Origin of the sequence: Photobacterium sp. GB-72 (assembly GCF_003026095.1) — a bacterium.
Classification (GTDB): Bacteria; Pseudomonadota; Gammaproteobacteria; order Enterobacterales; family Vibrionaceae; genus Photobacterium.
Genome location: NZ_PYNV01000005.1, coordinates 87,830 through 104,577, shown reverse-complemented (window position 1 = coordinate 104,577; position 16,748 = coordinate 87,830). Strand labels below are relative to the sequence as shown.

16 protein-coding genes and 1 pseudogene are annotated in these 16,748 nt (G+C 37.3%); 9 read left to right on the top strand and 8 right to left on the bottom strand.

The window, feature by feature from the left end; genetic code table 11:
- Positions 1-52 precede the first annotated feature (52 nt).
- Both C9J40_RS08205 and C9J40_RS08200 read right to left on the bottom strand, forming a co-directional pair.
- The gene (locus tag C9J40_RS08205; protein WP_107246461.1) at positions 53-1,654 is read right to left on the bottom strand and encodes a bifunctional aspartate transaminase/aspartate 4-decarboxylase; all 1,602 of its coding nucleotides are present in this window, start codon (positions 1,652-1,654) and stop codon (positions 53-55) included.
- Between the two features lie 571 nt (positions 1,655-2,225).
- On the bottom strand, positions 2,226-3,260 hold the full coding sequence (locus C9J40_RS08200) for a PotD/PotF family extracellular solute-binding protein (RefSeq protein ID WP_107206798.1): 1,035 nt from the start codon (positions 3,258-3,260) through the stop codon (positions 2,226-2,228).
- A gap of 190 nt (positions 3,261-3,450) precedes the next feature.
- On the opposite strand from C9J40_RS08200, the gene C9J40_RS08195 reads away from it, so the two are divergent.
- Together C9J40_RS08195 and C9J40_RS08190 are read left to right on the top strand one after the other, a co-directional pair.
- The gene (locus C9J40_RS08195; protein ID WP_369918843.1) at positions 3,451-4,725 is read left to right on the top strand and encodes an NAD(P)/FAD-dependent oxidoreductase; all 1,275 of its coding nucleotides are present in this window, start codon (positions 3,451-3,453) and stop codon (positions 4,723-4,725) included.
- Positions 4,726-4,846: 121 nt separating this feature from the next.
- Positions 4,847-5,194, top strand: a complete 348-nt coding sequence (locus C9J40_RS08190) for a RidA family protein (protein WP_005366374.1) — start codon at positions 4,847-4,849, stop codon at positions 5,192-5,194.
- Between the two features lie 75 nt (positions 5,195-5,269).
- On the opposite strand, the gene C9J40_RS08185 is transcribed toward C9J40_RS08190, so the two are convergent.
- Positions 5,270-6,760 (bottom strand): lactate dehydrogenase, encoded by a 1,491-nt coding sequence (locus C9J40_RS08185; RefSeq protein WP_107246458.1) that lies wholly within the window; start codon positions 6,758-6,760, stop codon positions 5,270-5,272.
- A gap of 299 nt (positions 6,761-7,059) precedes the next feature.
- Positions 7,060-7,770, bottom strand: a complete 711-nt coding sequence (gene deoD, locus C9J40_RS08180; RefSeq protein ID WP_107206794.1) for a purine-nucleoside phosphorylase — start codon at positions 7,768-7,770, stop codon at positions 7,060-7,062.
- Positions 7,771-8,064: 294 nt separating this feature from the next.
- Between deoD and C9J40_RS08175 the strand changes: the two genes are divergently transcribed.
- From C9J40_RS08175 to C9J40_RS08150, 6 genes are all read left to right on the top strand, one after another.
- A complete protein-coding gene (locus tag C9J40_RS08175) occupies positions 8,065-8,271 on the top strand; it encodes a DUF3283 family protein (protein WP_045083072.1) in 207 nt (68 codons plus the stop codon).
- A gap of 131 nt (positions 8,272-8,402) precedes the next feature.
- The gene (locus C9J40_RS08170) at positions 8,403-9,458 is read left to right on the top strand and encodes a glycosyltransferase family 4 protein (RefSeq protein ID WP_233217727.1); all 1,056 of its coding nucleotides are present in this window, start codon (positions 8,403-8,405) and stop codon (positions 9,456-9,458) included.
- Positions 9,459-9,491: 33 nt separating this feature from the next.
- Positions 9,492-10,187 (top strand): acyltransferase, encoded by a 696-nt coding sequence (locus C9J40_RS08165; protein ID WP_107206792.1) that lies wholly within the window; start codon positions 9,492-9,494, stop codon positions 10,185-10,187.
- Entirely contained in the window at positions 10,184-11,449 is a 1,266-nt protein-coding gene (locus C9J40_RS08160) for a glycosyltransferase (RefSeq protein WP_107246456.1), read from the top strand. Before C9J40_RS08165 ends, C9J40_RS08160 begins: the two co-directional genes overlap by 4 nt.
- Complete coding sequence (locus C9J40_RS08155; protein WP_107246454.1) at positions 11,409-12,293, top strand: phytanoyl-CoA dioxygenase family protein; 885 nt, start codon at positions 11,409-11,411, stop codon at positions 12,291-12,293. Before C9J40_RS08160 ends, C9J40_RS08155 begins: the two co-directional genes overlap by 41 nt.
- 411 nt (positions 12,294-12,704) lie before the next feature.
- Positions 12,705-13,052: a hypothetical protein gene (locus tag C9J40_RS08150; protein ID WP_233217695.1), complete on the top strand. Its 348-nt coding sequence runs from the start codon at positions 12,705-12,707 to the stop codon at positions 13,050-13,052.
- A gap of 97 nt (positions 13,053-13,149) precedes the next feature.
- Here the strand turns inward: C9J40_RS08150 and C9J40_RS08145 are convergent, their stop codons facing one another.
- From C9J40_RS08145 to C9J40_RS08130, 4 genes and pseudogenes are all read right to left on the bottom strand, one after another.
- Positions 13,150-14,592 carry a YadA C-terminal domain-containing protein gene (locus C9J40_RS08145; protein ID WP_158259550.1) on the bottom strand — a complete coding sequence of 481 codons (1,443 nt, stop codon included), beginning with the start codon at positions 14,590-14,592 and terminating at the stop codon, positions 13,150-13,152.
- 114 nt (positions 14,593-14,706) lie between these two features.
- Positions 14,707-14,848: pseudogene (locus C9J40_RS22235) on the bottom strand (IS630 family transposase); the annotation flags it as partial.
- 145 nt (positions 14,849-14,993) lie between these two features.
- Positions 14,994-15,233, bottom strand: coding sequence for a hypothetical protein (locus C9J40_RS08135; protein WP_107206787.1), 240 nt, complete (start codon positions 15,231-15,233; stop codon positions 14,994-14,996).
- Positions 15,234-15,265: 32 nt separating this feature from the next.
- Positions 15,266-15,595, bottom strand: a complete 330-nt coding sequence (locus C9J40_RS08130) for a multidrug efflux SMR transporter (RefSeq protein ID WP_107206786.1) — start codon at positions 15,593-15,595, stop codon at positions 15,266-15,268.
- Positions 15,596-15,781: 186 nt separating this feature from the next.
- On the opposite strand from C9J40_RS08130, the gene C9J40_RS08125 reads away from it, so the two are divergent.
- Positions 15,782-16,720 (top strand): LysR family transcriptional regulator, encoded by a 939-nt coding sequence (locus C9J40_RS08125; RefSeq protein WP_107246451.1) that lies wholly within the window; start codon positions 15,782-15,784, stop codon positions 16,718-16,720.
- The last annotated feature ends 28 nt before the right edge of the window (positions 16,721-16,748 follow it).

Genomic DNA, 16,748 nt, shown 5'->3' with positions numbered 1-16,748 from the left:
TATAATAAGCCACCATATATAACAGATGGTGGCTTATTATTAATGCTGTATGTCAACCATTAAACTCATCGTGATAGCTCATTACCATATTATTAATGTTATCCATTAAGGTATCGTATTTCTCATTATCTAAGTTGGCGAGAGATATACGAATAGACCATTTAGGAGCATCAAAACCAGCTCCTGGCATCACGATGATCGCATTTTCTTGAGCGAGTCGTACAACAAAATCTAGTGCGTTGTACGTTTTGGTTAACCACGTTAAGAATTTCTCACCATAAAGTTCATTAGCAATTCGTGCTATATCAATCTCAACATAATAAAACACGCCATTAGGATTATCTTCTGCAACCACTGGTGTACCTTTCATATGTTCCATTAAATGATGATAGCGGTCGCGAATGATATTTTTAGCGTCTTGTTTGTACTGCTGTTCATTGTCCATGAGTGAGAATACAGCAAAAAGTGACATTTGAATTTGCTGCGGTGTTGATAGCCCAGCAGTATGGTTTAAAGCTACTGCTCGACTATCTGAGACCAAGCGATCAATAAACTTCATACTATTTGGATCTAAATTAATATTTTTGTAGCGTTCAAACAGTGTATGTTTAACTTCATTTGATTGTTTTCTTAGTAACTTATCTAAAATATTATCAGGTTGGATACCGATAACACCTAAACGCCATCCTGTTGCACCAAAATATTTAGAGAATGAATAAACAAGTATCGTATTATGAGGAACGATCATTGCCAGTGAGGTAAAGTTATCGGCAAACGTGCCATAAACATCATCAGTGATAATAATAAGATCTGGACGTTGTTTAACAATATTTGCAATTTTAGTTAGCGTTTCATCACTCAATTTTACTGAGGGTGGATTGCTAGGGTTCGTGACAAAGAACGCTCTAATGTTTGGATCTAGTAATTTATTTAATTCAGTATCGGATATTTGCCAGATAAGATCCTCACTAGCTTCAATCTCAATACGGTTTAGCGCATAGTCTTCAAGATCCGGAATTTCTATATAAGGCGTAAATATTGGTGTTGCAATCGCAATATTATCACCAGCACATAATAAGCGATTACTTTTTAAGGTATTAAAGATATAAACAATCGCCGCAGTACCGCCCTCAACAGCAAATAAATCAAATGAGCTTTGTGGCAAAGTATTTTGATTATCGCAAAGCGCACTACTTAAATATTGTTGTATAATGCATTCTGCGTTTTTAAGCATTCTATCTGGAACAGGGTAATCATCACCTAGTACCCCATTGGTCCATTCAAATACAATCTCGTCAGGATTAATCGCTTGATTCGTCTTAAGATAATCAATAGCATTGAGTAAAAATGTTAACCCATGATTATTTTGATTTTCTGTTTTAAAACAAAATTGCTGTAAACGTTGGAAGATGCCAAGCTTATCTGCTGTTCCGCCAAAGTTATCATAATTTTTAAATTTTAAGTTAGCTTCACTCAGTGCAAATAACCCTAATTGAAAAAAAGCCTCACGAGGTAAGGTTGCTACCCAATTAGGATTGCCACGACCGGCGTCTATTAGGGCAATGTCGGATTGTGATGAAGCCAATGTTAGTAGTGTATTTTTAATTTCAAAAGGACTCAGTTGACTGAGTTTTTGTTCATCTAAGGCATTCATAATTTATATTATTGATCAGTTAGTTAAAGTTAGAAATAACTGGCTTATAAAGAGCCAGCAAAATATTTATTATACACAGATGACTGTGAGTACGTGTATTGGAACACTATTACCTTTTTCTATCAAAGTGGAAAATCAGGGGTGGCTCTGCGACTACCAGCAATTAACGCTAAGGTTTAATTGGATTTTTCTCTTGTCAATTACAAGACCTAAAGATATTGATAATGATAGTGAAATTAATGCGTAGGCTTTTAATTACTCCGTAACTACGTTCATAAATTCATGTTGAATAAATAGCTCATTTAAATTACACCTAAGGTTTAAAGTTATATAGCAACAAAAAAAAGAAGTTAAATATCATTAATATTGCGATAGATAATTTTTATACTGTATTCAGTGAATAATAAATAATATGAAAGTGTTTTATTTTTTATTAATATTTAAATAAATAATCTTGATAATTGTTAATAACGTTAAAGTGAAAATTTTGAGTGGCATGAATTGAAATTATTATATAGAGTCTATAATTAAGATAGAGAGCAATAACACAGTTATCGCTCTCTATCTATTTTTAGCTCTTCAGCATTTGCCAGTATTTTTGGTAAATATTGACAGCACTACCAACATCATTAGTAAACTCACCTTTATTTACTTCCTCATCTGTTGGGAAGATCATCGGATCGTTTTGTAATTCTTTAGGTAAGAATGACTTTGCTTGCTTATTTGGCGCAGGGAAACCGAGCTCTTCAACCAATTTTGCTTGGTTTTCTGGACGCATAAAGAAATCAATAAACTTAAAGGCTAAATCTTTATTTACGCTGCCTTCTGGCACAATAAAGTTATCCATCCACAGAATCGATCCTTCTTTAGGATAAACAAATTTTAGCTCTGGCATTTCTTGTTTTGCTAAATAAGCATTACCGTTCCATTGCATCCCGAGCATCGCTTCACCCGTCACATAAGGGACATGTGGTGCGTCTGAGTTATAAACGACAACGTTAGGACGTAAGTCGCGCAGTTTCTCGTATGCTTGTTTAATTTCAGCTTCGTTTGTGCTGTTAATGCTATGGCCCTGTGCTTTTAATGCCATACCAAATACATCACGAACATCATCTAATAGCATGACTTGGCGTTGGAAATCAGTATTCCATAAATCATTCCAGCCCGTTACCTGATCGTTTTTAATACTATCTGAGTTATAAGAGATCCCTGTCACACCCCAAACATACGGAAGTGAGTAATCGTTTTTAGGATCAAATTGTTGGCCTAACAAACCAGGATAAACATCTTTTAAGTGATGCATTTTGGATTTGTCTATTTTGGCTAACATGCCTTCACGCGCCATCTTTTCAATAAAATAGGTTGAAGCAAAAACCACATCATAACCTTTGTTATCCAGCAGTTTTAATTTGGTATACATCGCTTCGTTATTATCGAAAGTCGAATAGTTGACGGTGACATTGTATTCTTTCTCAAATGCTTGAATTACATCTGTTGGCATATATTCAGCCCAGTTGTAAATATTAAGCACAGCATCATTTGCCGAAACATTAAATGCTGAAAGTGCGAATGCTAGTGTTGTCACCCCTTTAAAAACTTTTTTCATTTCTATTTCCCTAAATGACCAGGTAAGTCAGTGAGTAGCGGATAATAGAGTTAACATTAAGCATGTCAAAGTTAATCGGCGTGATATATGACCACTATCACAGTAATAAATCCCTTGTTGTTGCATTAATAGCGTGACATTATCCGCGCGATTTTTTCTCTGTTCTTATCTATAGGCAATTGGAATGTCCATGCGTAGTCAATATATTGATAGTTATTACCAAGCAACAATTAATGCATTACCTGAGCAACCAGCACTCGAACAACAGATAGAAGCTGATGTGTGTATTATTGGTGGGGGTATGACAGGTTTGAATGCTGCCATCGAATTACGTCAGAAAGGTTTTTCGGTTGTCGTTCTTGAATCTCAGCGTTTAGCATGGGGGGGATCTGGCCGTAATGGTGGGCAGTGTCTCGTTGGTTACTGTTTGGGGCTGCGTGAAGTCGATGAGACCTATGGCCCTGAATGGGGAAAACAATTATGGGATCTCTCTTGTGAGGCGGTTGATATTGCACGCGAGCGTATTGAAACATTCAACATCGACTGTGATTTTCAACAAGGCTATATCGAGCTGGCATTGAAAAAGAGCCAAGAAGAAGAATTAAAATCTTGGTATGACTTAAAGCAGACTCGTTATGATTACCCAAGTGCAAGCTGGTGGGAAAAAGAACAAATTCAGCAAGTAGCGCATACCGATCGTTACCTTGGTGGGTTGTTTGATTCAAACAGCGCACATATGCACCCATTAAATTACACCTTAGGTTTAGCCAGTGCTGCAATGTCATTAGGTGCTTCGGTATTTGAAAATACCCCTGCGACTAAAATTGAAAAAGGCAATCCACATATTATTCATACCCCAAAAGGTCGTGTAAAAGCGAAACAAGTGTTATTGGCGTGTAATGCATATTTAGACGGGTTAAACCGTAAAGCACAAAGTGTCGTTTTGCCCGTTGCTTCTTATATTGCAGTAACAGAGCAATTAGGTGATCGTCAGCCTATTTCCAATATGATGGCAATGTCAGACTTAAATAACAGTCTTGATTATTACCGTCCGACACCTGATGGTCGTATTTTATTTGGCGGTGTAAATCACCCATTTAATGGTGAATACAGTGATTCAGCGGAGCGTCTACGTCAACGTATGATCACGGTATTCCCACAGTTAAAAGATGTGAAAATGGAGTACCACTGGGGCGGCTTATTTGCGGTCACTCGTTCTTACATGCCTCAAATTGATCACTTGGGGAATGATATTTATGTTGCTCATGGATACACCGGTCATGGCGTTGGTTTAACCAATATTGCAGGTAGAGTCATAGCAGAAGCAATGTCTGGCACAGCAGAGCGTTTTGATGTGTTTGCTAAGATCAAGCATGGCTGGATCCCAACACCTCAAGTGCTACGCAAGCCAGCATTAGCAATGGCGATTTGGAAAGCGAGAATTGAAGATTCGTTAGGCAAATAGCTGAAATTTACGGTGTAAACTGCATTATGTGCAAATAATTTTATTTTCTTACCGAACTATGACGACTTTTATGCAAAAAAAGTTACAATGACCTCTTACTTTCTAGTGAACAGGAAATATCATGATTGAACGTTTGGAAACGGGTGCTCGAATGAGCCGTATTGTAAAACATAACGGAACTATTTATCTGTGTGGTCAAGTTTGTGCTGATGCAACAAAAGATATTACAGAGCAAACACAGACAATGTTAGATAAAGTTGAAGCGTTATTACTACAAGCGGGAAGTGATAAAGAGCATATGCTTTCTGCAACGATTTACATTAAAGATATGAGTATGTTCGCAGAAATGAATGCAGTGTGGGATAACTGGGTTCCTGAAGGTCATGCACCTGCGCGTGCTTGTGTGGAAGCCAGCATGGCACGTGATGCTTTATTGGTTGAAATATCAGTAGTTGCAGCTGAAAAATAAGATTATAAACATCCTAATTAGGCTCAATAAAATGGCATCAGTGATGGCAATATTGAGCCTTTTTTATGTCTGCTGCTAGCTCAGTAACTGTTCTAATGTTATGGGTGAAGAGGCAAGCCCTAATCGTTGCGCAGGAGTTAATCTGTATTTATCTTGGCGACAGAGATTATGCCAAGCGCGATAAATATCAAGCAAGGGTAATAATCCTGCAGGGCGAAGTTTACGTCTTGGCTCGTTGATCAGTTGGCTAAATTGGTCTTGAAAACGGTTTTGATAAGATGAAATAGCACGGTATGTTGCGTGTTCTAGCCATTGTTTATCTTTCGAGGTTTCTCCACCAAGATGGCAGATCCCTTTACTTGCGTTCTCTAAATGAGTAAAAGCCCACCTATCTTGCCACCAACCTAGTAGAACAATATCGACATTGTCTGGCTTATCGCCGTGTAGCCATTGTTCATCTTCAAGAACATAAACAGGATCAATTCGTTTCTTTTTAATATGATCAATAAAAACTGAAATACAGGCAGAGCGAAGTAGTGTTTCTTGAGGCATAAAAACCGCAAGATAGTCGCTATGTTGGAACATTTGCTTTAAATAAAGGTAGTGGCTATATACGGTGTATTGAGGGTGGATTAATGTTCCTTTTGTTGGGTAATTAATGAGCCTGCCATCAGTCAATGGATTTTCCATATTGGAGCGACTAAAAATTTTCCTATAGGTTGTATCTACTCGCGCTAATATTCCTTGTGGGATAAATGTTTCTGTCAGCGTTTGATGTGGTGTAGAGAGCGCCATATAGCGAGCGTTATCTTGATAAGCATCATGGTGCTCTTGTGTTGATTCCACGGTTTCTTGTTGATAATTAATATGCTGAGCAACAACATACCCTGACTGCGCTTCTGCACTGGCAACCCATAGTACACCGTTCATACTTTTCTCTTGCAACGCTTTTATATTGGAAGCCAGTTGTACTTTATGTTGGTGCTTAAACAAGCGTTCATCAAACAGAGCAAGTTGGCGGCGACACCTTGCTGCGATGTGGTTTAATTGATCATAAAATGTTTTTGGATTTATCTCTAAGCGACGACAAATATCTCGCACGGGATAACCAGTAAATAATAACCCTAAGAGTTTTTGTTGTATAAGATGTTTATTATTACTACCAGACCAACGATCAACAAATGTTTGGTCGCATGCTTTACAACGATAACGTTGCCTGTCACCACTAAAGCCAAATGCGTGATATAAATGTCTATGTGTTAATGCTGAAAAAACGTTATTTTCACAGGCGTTATTTGTGCATTTAGGAAGATCGCCGCTTTGTTGGGTTTGGTAACGTAGCGCTTCTTCTACAATATCTTGGTTATTCAATAAAGGAGGAAAAGCACCACATTCACGGCATACCAATATCGGACGATTTTTGTTTGCCTGTTGTAGCACATAGTCATTTGGATTATGTGAACCAAAGTTCTTACAACTCAATGTCTTACAGTGATTAAACTGATGGCCATTAAAAGCCAAAGGTAACTGCTCAATGGGGTTTGCTGTTGTAAGAGATGTCGACATAATCAAACCTTATTTTTGAGGGGTCTTAACAATGAGTATAAATATATTATCAAGGTTGTTACTAAGCAGGCGTGGGATTTGTGAGAAGGGGCTGAGTAAATAGTACTCAGCACTGTCAGAGAACAATACGTTTCAATAATATGTTACCTATGATTGTGTAAGACGCCACATTTTACATTATCGAGCTGGTTTCTATTAATTGAAGGTACTGATTAAACTAACATCCCTTTAGTTTTTATCTTTGTATAGAAATAAGCGGTCAACATATCGGGGAAGAATGCCTCCCGCTTATGGAGTATTTATAACGAAATTGCTGTTTCTAGTGCGATATTCATCATTTCATTAAATGACGTTTGACGATCTTCTGCACTGAGCTTTTCACCACGTTTGATATGATCAGAAACCGTTAAAATAGTCAGTGCTTTTGCACCTAACTCTGCTGCAACACCGTAAATACCAGCGGCCTCCATATCTACGCCAAGGATACCGAGCTTTTCCATTTTATCGAAAAGATCGCTTTCTGGACTGTAGAATAAATCAGCAGAGAAAACATTACCGACACGAACAGGTACTTTCTGTGCTCGTGCTTGATTGACAGCAGTTTCTAATAAGTGATAATCCGCAATTGCTGCAAAGTCATGATCTGAGAAGCGAATACGGTTAACTTTCGAATCTGTTGAGGCGCCCATACCGATGATCACATCCATCAGTTTTACATCATCATGGACAGCGCCACAGCTACCAATACGGATAATATTTTTAACACCAAAGTCTTTAATTAATTCGTGGACATAAATAGAGCATGAAGGGATACCCATACCATGCCCCATAACTGAAATACGTTGACCTTTATAGGTACCAGTGTAGCCATACATACTACGTACGTCACAAACACGCTTAACATCATCTAGGTAAGTTTCAGCAATATACTGAGCACGTAGAGGATCACCAGGCATTAGTACTGTTTCTGCAAAATCGCCAAGCTCTGCGTTAATATGTGGGGTAGCCATATATTGCTCCTAGATTTTAATAATTAACAAAGGTTATTGTTGCGTTTCAATGGAAGCAGTTTATGAGAGCAGGATGATTATTCTCGCGATCAATATCACATAATTTAGGCTGTTTTAGATAAAATAGTAAGTTGTTTACTAATTCTGTTGAAAAAGAGAGGGTGGACTTCTTTTTTGATAGTTGATTACGCAAATTTTGCCATAAGAAAACCCAAATGATTATGATGCATGGCTATTTTGATCACTTTTGTTTTTAGGTAAAATGAATCAATATAATTAAAGCGAGCATAATTGATGTATAACCTTACGTTACTGTCTGATGGTGAAAGAACACGTATTGAATTAGATAAGCAGGCAGCTTATACCGTATGGAAAGTAAAAAACGGTAAGGTTGGCTATGAGGCATTTGCTGAACTTATTAACAATATTGACGATGATGATGAGCGAGATTTCTGTGAGAAATCAGTGACCAAATATAAACATCAAATGGGTGTTAATTAACGGTTCAGCATTACTTTTATCGGAATTTGGCTACTGCAATGGTAGCCGTTTGTTTACCTTTCGCGAAAATTCTCCTTTTTAAGAAAAGAATAATATATTCTCAGATATGCTTTAAAGACTACCTTTTTATCGTGAGACAAAAGATGAAAAACATAGTCTTAATTTGTGATATTGATGTAAAAAAAGGTAGTAGTTTTTTGGATTTTTTAATTCAGCTACCGGATTCAAACAAACACTTCATTTTATTCGCACGATCTATTTCAGATGACGCTTATTCTGTCTTAAAATCAAAAAACTATACCTATTCCGCTTTTGCAAATTCCGCCCAATTATTTGCTTTACTACTACGTTATCGTCCTCATCTTATCCATTTCCATTTTTATGGTATTGGTCACCTTTATACATTTATTGCCCGCATTTTTTGTTCGAAAATTGTGCTTACCATGCATAATTCACCACCAAAACACGTTGAGATAACAGGATGGCGTCGATGGAAGCAATGGGTTCTTGGTATGCCAATTACTCGTCTTTGTGCGATTTCACCTTTTATTCAGCGATGGTTAGAAGCGTTTATGCCCTCTGAAAAAATAGTGCTGATTAATAATGGTATAAATTTATCGCGATTTAACTATAAAAAATTACCGCCAATTACGAATAAATTACGTTGTTTTTATATCGGAAGTTTGAGTGCAGAAAAAGGAATCCACTACTTATTAGATCTCTTTTCTCAACCAGAATTAGCAACGATTGCACAATTAGATATTTATGGGGATGGAGAACTGTCTGAGCAGGTGAAGCTCACAGCCTATCGAGAAAATTCGATTTATTACCATGGGCGTTCAGCAAAAATTGAGCAGGATTTACAACACGCACATATTGTATTAATGCCATCTTGTTGGCAGGAAGCTTTCGGATATGTCGCCGTTGAAGCAATGGCAGTAGGGCGACCAGTTATCGCTGAACCTATCGGTGGGCTTGCCGAGATTTTTACCGATAAACAGCAGGGTTGGTATGTGTGTTTTGAACAAAGAGATCAGGTACAAAAATTGCTTCAGTTTCTTTATAGCCAAAATAAATTGCTTGAATGTGTTGGTTTAGCTGCGAGAAGAAAGGTAGAACAAAAATATGATATCGCAATACAAATCGCCCAAACTCACGCATTGTATTCATCTTTGATTGGACAATAAAGTGCTTTAAATAAGTCGTAAAGGTGGTGATTAATGTTAATAACGCATCGAATTCGTGCTTATATCAAACAACAAAACACGCCATTAAGCCGATTGTTATACCGAGTTTCAAAATGGTTCGTTTATGGTCAACTGCCTGATTTAGCATGGATATATCGGCCTATTTATGTTCTTTATCGATTAGCGAGTTTCACTTTCCAACGCTTATTGAACATTTTTCTATATCTTCCTATGTTACAGGCACGGTTAGAACATTACAGCCCTGGGTTGAGTTTAGAAAATGGCTTCCCTTTAATTCAAGGGCCGATAAAAATTTATATTGGTAATAATACTTGTCTAAACGGAGCCCTGAGTATTCACGGCCATCCTGATAGTGGTTGTTGCGAAATAAGAATAGGTGAAAATTGCTATATTGGTTGGCAAACCGGAATTTCAGTTGGAAGGAAAGTACTTATCGGCGATAACGTTATGATTGCAGGGAGAACGAGCATTAATGCCCATAGCGGTCATAGCCCAGGTTTAGACAGGTATGAACCGCCAGTAATGGCTGATTTAGTGATTGAAGACGATGTATGGATCTGTACTGGTGTCAATATTGTAAAGCCTGTCACTATTGGACGTGGCTCAGTTGTTGCTTCTGGATGTGTTGTCACTAAAGATGTGCCGCCAAATGTATTGTTTGCAGGTAATCCTGGTAAAGTCATTAGGATGTTAAGGGGGAATGAATGAATATATTTTATTTTAGTTACTTTTCCCCACCGTTATTAAATGTTGGTGCAAACAGAAGTCGACGATTTAGTGAGTCTTTAACGCGTTTAGGACATCGAGTGGTGGTCTTTCGTGAAGCCCGAGATCATCGGTTTGCTAATGTTGATAATAAAAATAAGATAGAACTTCTCGCAGATATCGTTCCTGTATCTTCATGGAATATTGATTGGTGTTGGAAATGGCCAACAATTATTCACAAACAATGTTATCGTTTAAGACATTGGCGCTCACCAGAAAGAGATGGTGATATTGCTAAAAAGTATTGGTTGATTGATATGCATTGGGGCTGGGTATTCCCTGCTCTTTATAAAGCATGGCAAAAAAGTAAATCGATTAAACCGGATGTGATTGTTGTTTCTTGCCCTCCTTTTAGTAGCGCTTTAATTGGTAGGCTACTCTCAAAATGGCTCAATGTTCCTTTGGTGTTAGATTTTCGTGATGCGTGGTCGCAAGCGAGTTATTTTTCCGATGAAAATGACGTTAAATCTGAACAAAAAATAATGCAGCAAGCGAGTGCTTTGATAGTGACGTCGATGGCTGATTATCACACTTATCAATCTTTATACCCCCAACATAGTGTTCGTTATATCCCTAATAGTTATGATCAAATCCTTGATCATGTTTCCGATAATCATAAGGTGTTGACCCTTGGTTATAGCGGGACATGGGATGGTTTTAGGCGCAGCGCAAAAGGCCTATTTAAGCAATTAGCGCAGTGTGATTTTCCTATTCGCCTTATCAATGTAGGTGATGTTCAAGATGAAATGATGCAGTTGATACGCGAGTATAAATTAACCGATAAGGTTGTAATGATAGGTGCTCAACCAAAAGAAAAGTTACACGATATTTTATCGCAATGTGATGTGTTATTTATTCAAAAAGGTAAACCAGATAAAGGTAAAGCGGATACGCATTTAGCGACTAAAGCGATAGATTATGTGGCAAGTGGCAAGCCGATTTTAGCTGAATTACCCGATGGTGAAACATCAGATTTTTTAAGACGACACGCCACACAACTTTATGAAGTGTCAATAGAAGAGCCAGCGATCTATTTAGATCAACTAAGACATTTATATCAATTGTTTGAGCGTAATAAATTAAGCGTAAAAAAACCGTCTTCTGATTTTTACTACCAGTATGGTTGTGAAAAATTAGCGTCTGACTTTATTCAGGTATTAACAGATGTCACAACTTCTAGCTTTACTGAGCGAGTTAAAACATAACGGTGCTGTTGTACTACCGGAATGTATTACAAAAGATGAATTAGTTAAAATGCAAAGGATCTTTCAATCTCAATTGGAGCGCCCTGCTTTTAACTCATGGACAGGGTATGCGCAAACGGATAGAAAACGATTAATGGTCGAACAACTATTAACATTAGATCCTCATTTTTGCCAACTGCCCTTAATGCCATTAATTAATAGTCTTATTGTTGAATATTTAGGGAAAGATGTTTGTTTACAAGAAGCGAAAGGCTGGCAAAGTCTTCCGTTTAAAGACAATTTTCATCCACTACATCGTGATGAATGGTATTGCACTGAATATTATCAATCTAAGTCTATTCCAAGATCATTAAAATTAGCTTGTTATCTTGATGATGTAGAGTCAGGAGCATTTGCGTTTGTTGCTGGTTCTCATCGGCATCAGTATCAGGGGCAAGTAGGGGAGTTGCACCATCAAAAAACTGAAGATTATGAATTAAAAAGAGTAATTGGTAAGGCTGGAACGCTCTTTTTGTTTGATCCAGAGTGTTTACATCAACAAAGTTATCCAAATTTGACAGCAAGAAATGCGCTGTTTTATCACTTTTTTTCTCCTTCTGTGGTGTTGTCAAATAATTTCACGCAGTGGGGGCGCTTTCAACGTTTGTTGATAGAATCAAGCTTTTTATCGGGACTAAATCATCAGCAATTGGCTTTCCTTGGCTGTTCTCGGCAACCTTGCAATGATATTCCGGATATACAGCATTTTTTGAGCTTAACTAAGCCGTTGAATATAGCAGTGCGTTCTTTGAACGAAGCGCACTTTTTGTTCGAGAAAATCAAAGCGAGATTCTTTGGTAGATAGAGTTAATGGTGGTGAGTCATCTCTTTCGATTATTTTTGTTATTAAATAATGCTTAAATAACAAATAACGTTGTTTTGATAAGCGATTTTTTCATATTATAGTCCATTATATTGATGAAAATACGATCAGTAATCAATGAAACGAGTAGTTGCTGTATTTACCTATTCTTCTTGGTTATAGGGTAGTAAAGGTGTGGTTACAGTATTGCAAGTATGTATGGATATTGTCGAATAGTAATGAATTCAGTTATACAAATATCACAATTAATCGATATTAAACAACACATTAATTACAAAAAAACATTATATATGACGATAAAATGAAACTTAGAACATTATCTATCGAGTAAGAATGCTTATTGGATAGTTATTTAGTATCATTATCGTAGTAATTGATTTAATGGTGAACAACGTGAAAACAACAGATTTTTCGGCAGTAGATGATGATAACGGTGATGTTATGCTTTCAATGCGTGCAGAGCAGCGATCTCAATCTACAAAAAAGTCGTCGTTAACTGCAAAATCATCGAGTCAAGCAGGGGTAGCAACGAGATCTAAACGTTTAACGGATTGTCCTGCTTGTGAAGGTATTGTGTCTCGTCGTGCACATTTTTGTCCTCACTGTGGTGAGCCTGATCCTTCTCGTCATATGCAGCGCTCTAAATGGGTATCGCGATTGATTTGGACTGCAATTATTGCGGCGGGTTGCTGGTATGCCTATGACCAATTAATGCCATGGGTTATTGAACGTCTGAAGTGATTTTTTAGAAAATTTATAAAAAAACCGACACGAATGTCGGTTTTTTTTTATCTGTAGCATTTGATTAACTAAGTTTGTGATAAGGTAATTTCTTCAATTAGTTAAAACCAAATGTCATACCAGCAGCAACGCCCACATTATGATTAGAGTTATATGATGTATCTAACGTCATAATAGTATCAGGCGAGGTATTAATTTTAGCGGCTAATGCAATAGCATCTTGATCGCCATAGTAACCAAGTCCCATACCAATATTATATTTGCGGTTTGGTTTAACTGTGATAGCTGCCATTGCCATAGCAGATGCAACTCCCGCATCTTCTCTATGTTGTAAACCTTCTAATTTCTCATTAAAAGTATTTGAGAGTTGATTTATACGTTGATCTGTATAGTTATTAGCACTCTGCAATGTTTGCTGCGACTTTTCATCCGTATACTGTTTCGAACGGTTGTAATATTCGAGCACATGGCTGTTGGTGTAGTTCACAGACTCTTGATGTAACTGACTAATATTATTTGCATTTGTATGAATTTCTGTACTGTTTGTTGTAATGTTTTGGCTATTGTTACCTATAGCTATTTTGTTGTTGTTAACACCGACAGTATTTTGTTTTATGCCACTGCTGTTATCTGCTATTTCCGTTTTATTGGTCGTAATGGCTTGGCTATTGTTAGTGATATTATTGGCATTATTACTAATGCTCGTTTTGTTATTTGTAATTGATTGCGTATTTGAACGAATATTCGTCTCATTATTGGCAATTGAATTTTTATTAACATCAATAGCTTGTGTGTTTTGGTGGATATTAGCCGTATTGTTTTTTATATCACTGGTATTGTTTTTAATGTTATTAGTGTTATTGCTAATATTTTCACTATTGTGGCTTATTTCACCTTGTAAGGCATCCTTTGCCTTAGTTAATTGGCTAACATTGACTGCGTCAGTAGCATTAATACCTGCGCTAACATTAGTAAGACGACGCGTTAGATCTGTATCTGTTACTTGTATTTTCCCGTTAACGATTTTTCGGTTGACGACTTCACCACCAAAGCTCACCGTATTCTTTTCTTCTGCTTTGCTGTTATTACCAATAGCAATACTGTTATTTGTCGCATACGCCTTAGTACCGATAGCAAGCCCATCATTAGCATAAGCCTGAGTACCAATAGCAACGCCATTATTAAGTGAGTTCGTGCTAGTACCAATAGACTCTGAATTATCTTTAGCGTGACTGTAATCGCCAACAGCAAGAGAATAATTACCAACGTTGACATTAGTGCCAAGTCCAACGTTATGTGAACCTGTAATAACAGGGGATGAGCCAACAACAGTATTATTATATTGATCATTTGGTAGCTGTGATTCTGTCTTATTTATAATAACATTACTACCTGATGTACTTGTAGCATCCTCTTGTACACTAGGTTGCGAGACAGACTGTGGTTGAGCTAAAGAGTTATTCTCCGTAGTTACTGCATGTACATTATACGCTACAAATAGCGGTAGCGAGTAGAGTAGCTGTTTCATTTGACTATTCATTATTTTTAACCTATTAGTGATCATTTACTGAACAGTATAGTCAATAAAATGCCAGGTAAACATTTCGCGATGCAAAAATAGAAATCATTAATAGTGGTATATGCTTGAAAGGCTTCAAAGTGTTTGTTTTAGAACCTGAAAGTTATCATTTATTCGAGCTGCCAATGAGCCTGTGATCTCTAGAAGAGTCACAGTAAAACAGCTCTATTACTGCTTTGAAGTCTCGTTTAGTTTTGAAATAAGCATCGTTTCTGTTGAAGAGTTAGTGTGATTTTCATGGCTGCTGAGCATGTTCCCTATCTTAACGAAAACAACACCTTCAATGATCATGGGTATATAAAGTCGCTATGAGTACATCGTCACTAATATTGTTATTAGTGACGATTTGAGGAAAGTAAGGATTAATGTGTTTTTTGCATACCACGAGTTTGATTCATGGTACGAGAACCTGCGGTACCATAGGTATTAATGTCGTATCGATTTGGTGAGTAACCAATACGCGAACGATAACGGCGATCAAGCTCTGATAAATTAATACCATAGTTTTGATTTAATTGTTTAATAACAACATTGATCTCTTTTTGAGAACTATTTTGATTACGTAAGTAGTAGTATAAGTTTTCAGCACGTTGTTGGTTCATTATAACCTCTCATAATGGCTACATAAGGATATTTAGTGGTGGTGCGAAACACCTGCTAAATTAATTACAGCAACACCTACTGCAATAATTGCCATCCCAATCCATACTTTAATATCGATGTGTTGTTTATAAATAACACTTGAAATTACTGTAACAAGTGCAATAGCAAGACCTGTCCACGAAGCATGGACAACACCTACTGGAATATTTTTCATTGCTTGAGCTAGAAAGAGAAAGGCAGTGATATGGCCGAGAATAACAACGGCACTTGGTAGTGGATTGGTAAAACTGTCTGTCGCTTTTAATGCGACATGTGATGTAGCCTCAGCCAAAACACCTAATAGAAGAAATAACCAACTCACAACCACACTCCAATCTAATTCGTAAATGAGGCTGTATTATAATTGTTTCTGAAATAATGATAATTGCACAGTAATGAAAATTACTTTTACCAGTGGGTAATAATTGTTATTCCAAACAGGAATGCTGACGGTATAGCTAGGTTCTGCAGTAAACTATTAAGGACTTAAAACAGATAGGTAATTGTAGTGCTTCAAGATCGCGCCGGACAAATGACAATATTTCATACTCTTGTAAAAAGTGGCAATTTCACTATTGCTGCGCAAAAACTCGGGGTATCAACATCGCATGTAAGTAAACAGCTGGGTTTATTAGAAGCAGAGCTGCAGGTGAAATTAGTGCAGCGAACAACACGTAGCTTTACTTTGACCGATGAAGGTATTGAATACGCGAAATATTGTGAGCCGTTAGTCTCAGCGGTGTTAGATGCTGATGCGATGATGGCAAATATTCGTGATGAGGTATCAGGTACTTTACGCTTAGGCTTATCTCAATCTTTTGGCACAATGCATATTATCCCTGCAATAGAGCATCTTCGCCGACAATTTCCTGATCTTCATGTTGAAGTCAGCTTATTTGATCATCGTGCAAATATGGTCGATGAAGGGCTGGATTTATGGATCACCAATATCGAAAATATTCCTGAAGGTTACGTAGCGCAACGATTAGCGGATACCCGTTTTATTGTTGCGGCATCTCCTGAATATCTTATTCACCACCCAGCACCTAATCATCCTAGTGATTTGCAGGATCACAACTGTCTGGTTTATCAAAATAGACAAATAAATCACGGCACCTGGTCATTTTTACGCGATCAAGAAGGCTTATGTGTCACAGTATCAGGAAATTATCGGGTTGATTTAGCGGAAGCGGTTCGTGATGCATGTGTGTCTGGTTGGGGGATTGCCTATCTTGCAACGTATCTTTTAACGGATGAATTCAAAACCGGAAAGCTGATTCAATTACTTAATGATTGGGAAGCCAATCAGGGCATGCACTTTTATGCGGTGTACCCAAGCCGTAAGCATCTGCCTAAAAAGATCGTCGCTGCTATTAGTTTTTTTAAGCATTATATTGGTGAAACGCCGTATTGGGATGAAAATCTCTCAAATTATGTCAACCTGTAAGCATGCAGAGTAATCTTGCACCATTGCC

Coding starts and splice junctions, on each gene's coding strand:
- C9J40_RS08185 (WP_107246458.1), bottom strand. CDS start 6,760: ATGTCGACATCTCTTACAACAGCAAACCCCATTGAGCAGTTACCTTTG.
- C9J40_RS08160 (WP_107246456.1), top strand. CDS start 10,184: ATGAATATATTTTATTTTAGTTACTTTTCCCCACCGTTATTAAATGTT.
- deoD (WP_107206794.1), bottom strand. CDS start 7,770: ATGGCTACCCCACATATTAACGCAGAGCTTGGCGATTTTGCAGAAACA.
- C9J40_RS08145 (WP_158259550.1), bottom strand. CDS start 14,592: ATGAATAGTCAAATGAAACAGCTACTCTACTCGCTACCGCTATTTGTA.
- C9J40_RS08155 (WP_107246454.1), top strand. CDS start 11,409: ATGTCACAACTTCTAGCTTTACTGAGCGAGTTAAAACATAACGGTGCT.
- C9J40_RS08205 (WP_107246461.1), bottom strand. CDS start 1,654: ATGAATGCCTTAGATGAACAAAAACTCAGTCAACTGAGTCCTTTTGAA.
- C9J40_RS08135 (WP_107206787.1), bottom strand. CDS start 15,233: ATGAACCAACAACGTGCTGAAAACTTATACTACTACTTACGTAATCAA.
- C9J40_RS08190 (WP_005366374.1), top strand. CDS start 4,847: ATGATTGAACGTTTGGAAACGGGTGCTCGAATGAGCCGTATTGTAAAA.
- C9J40_RS08195 (WP_369918843.1), top strand. CDS start 3,451: ATGCGTAGTCAATATATTGATAGTTATTACCAAGCAACAATTAATGCA.
- C9J40_RS08165 (WP_107206792.1), top strand. CDS start 9,492: ATGTTAATAACGCATCGAATTCGTGCTTATATCAAACAACAAAACACG.
- C9J40_RS08175 (WP_045083072.1), top strand. CDS start 8,065: ATGTATAACCTTACGTTACTGTCTGATGGTGAAAGAACACGTATTGAA.
- C9J40_RS08200 (WP_107206798.1), bottom strand. CDS start 3,260: ATGAAAAAAGTTTTTAAAGGGGTGACAACACTAGCATTCGCACTTTCA.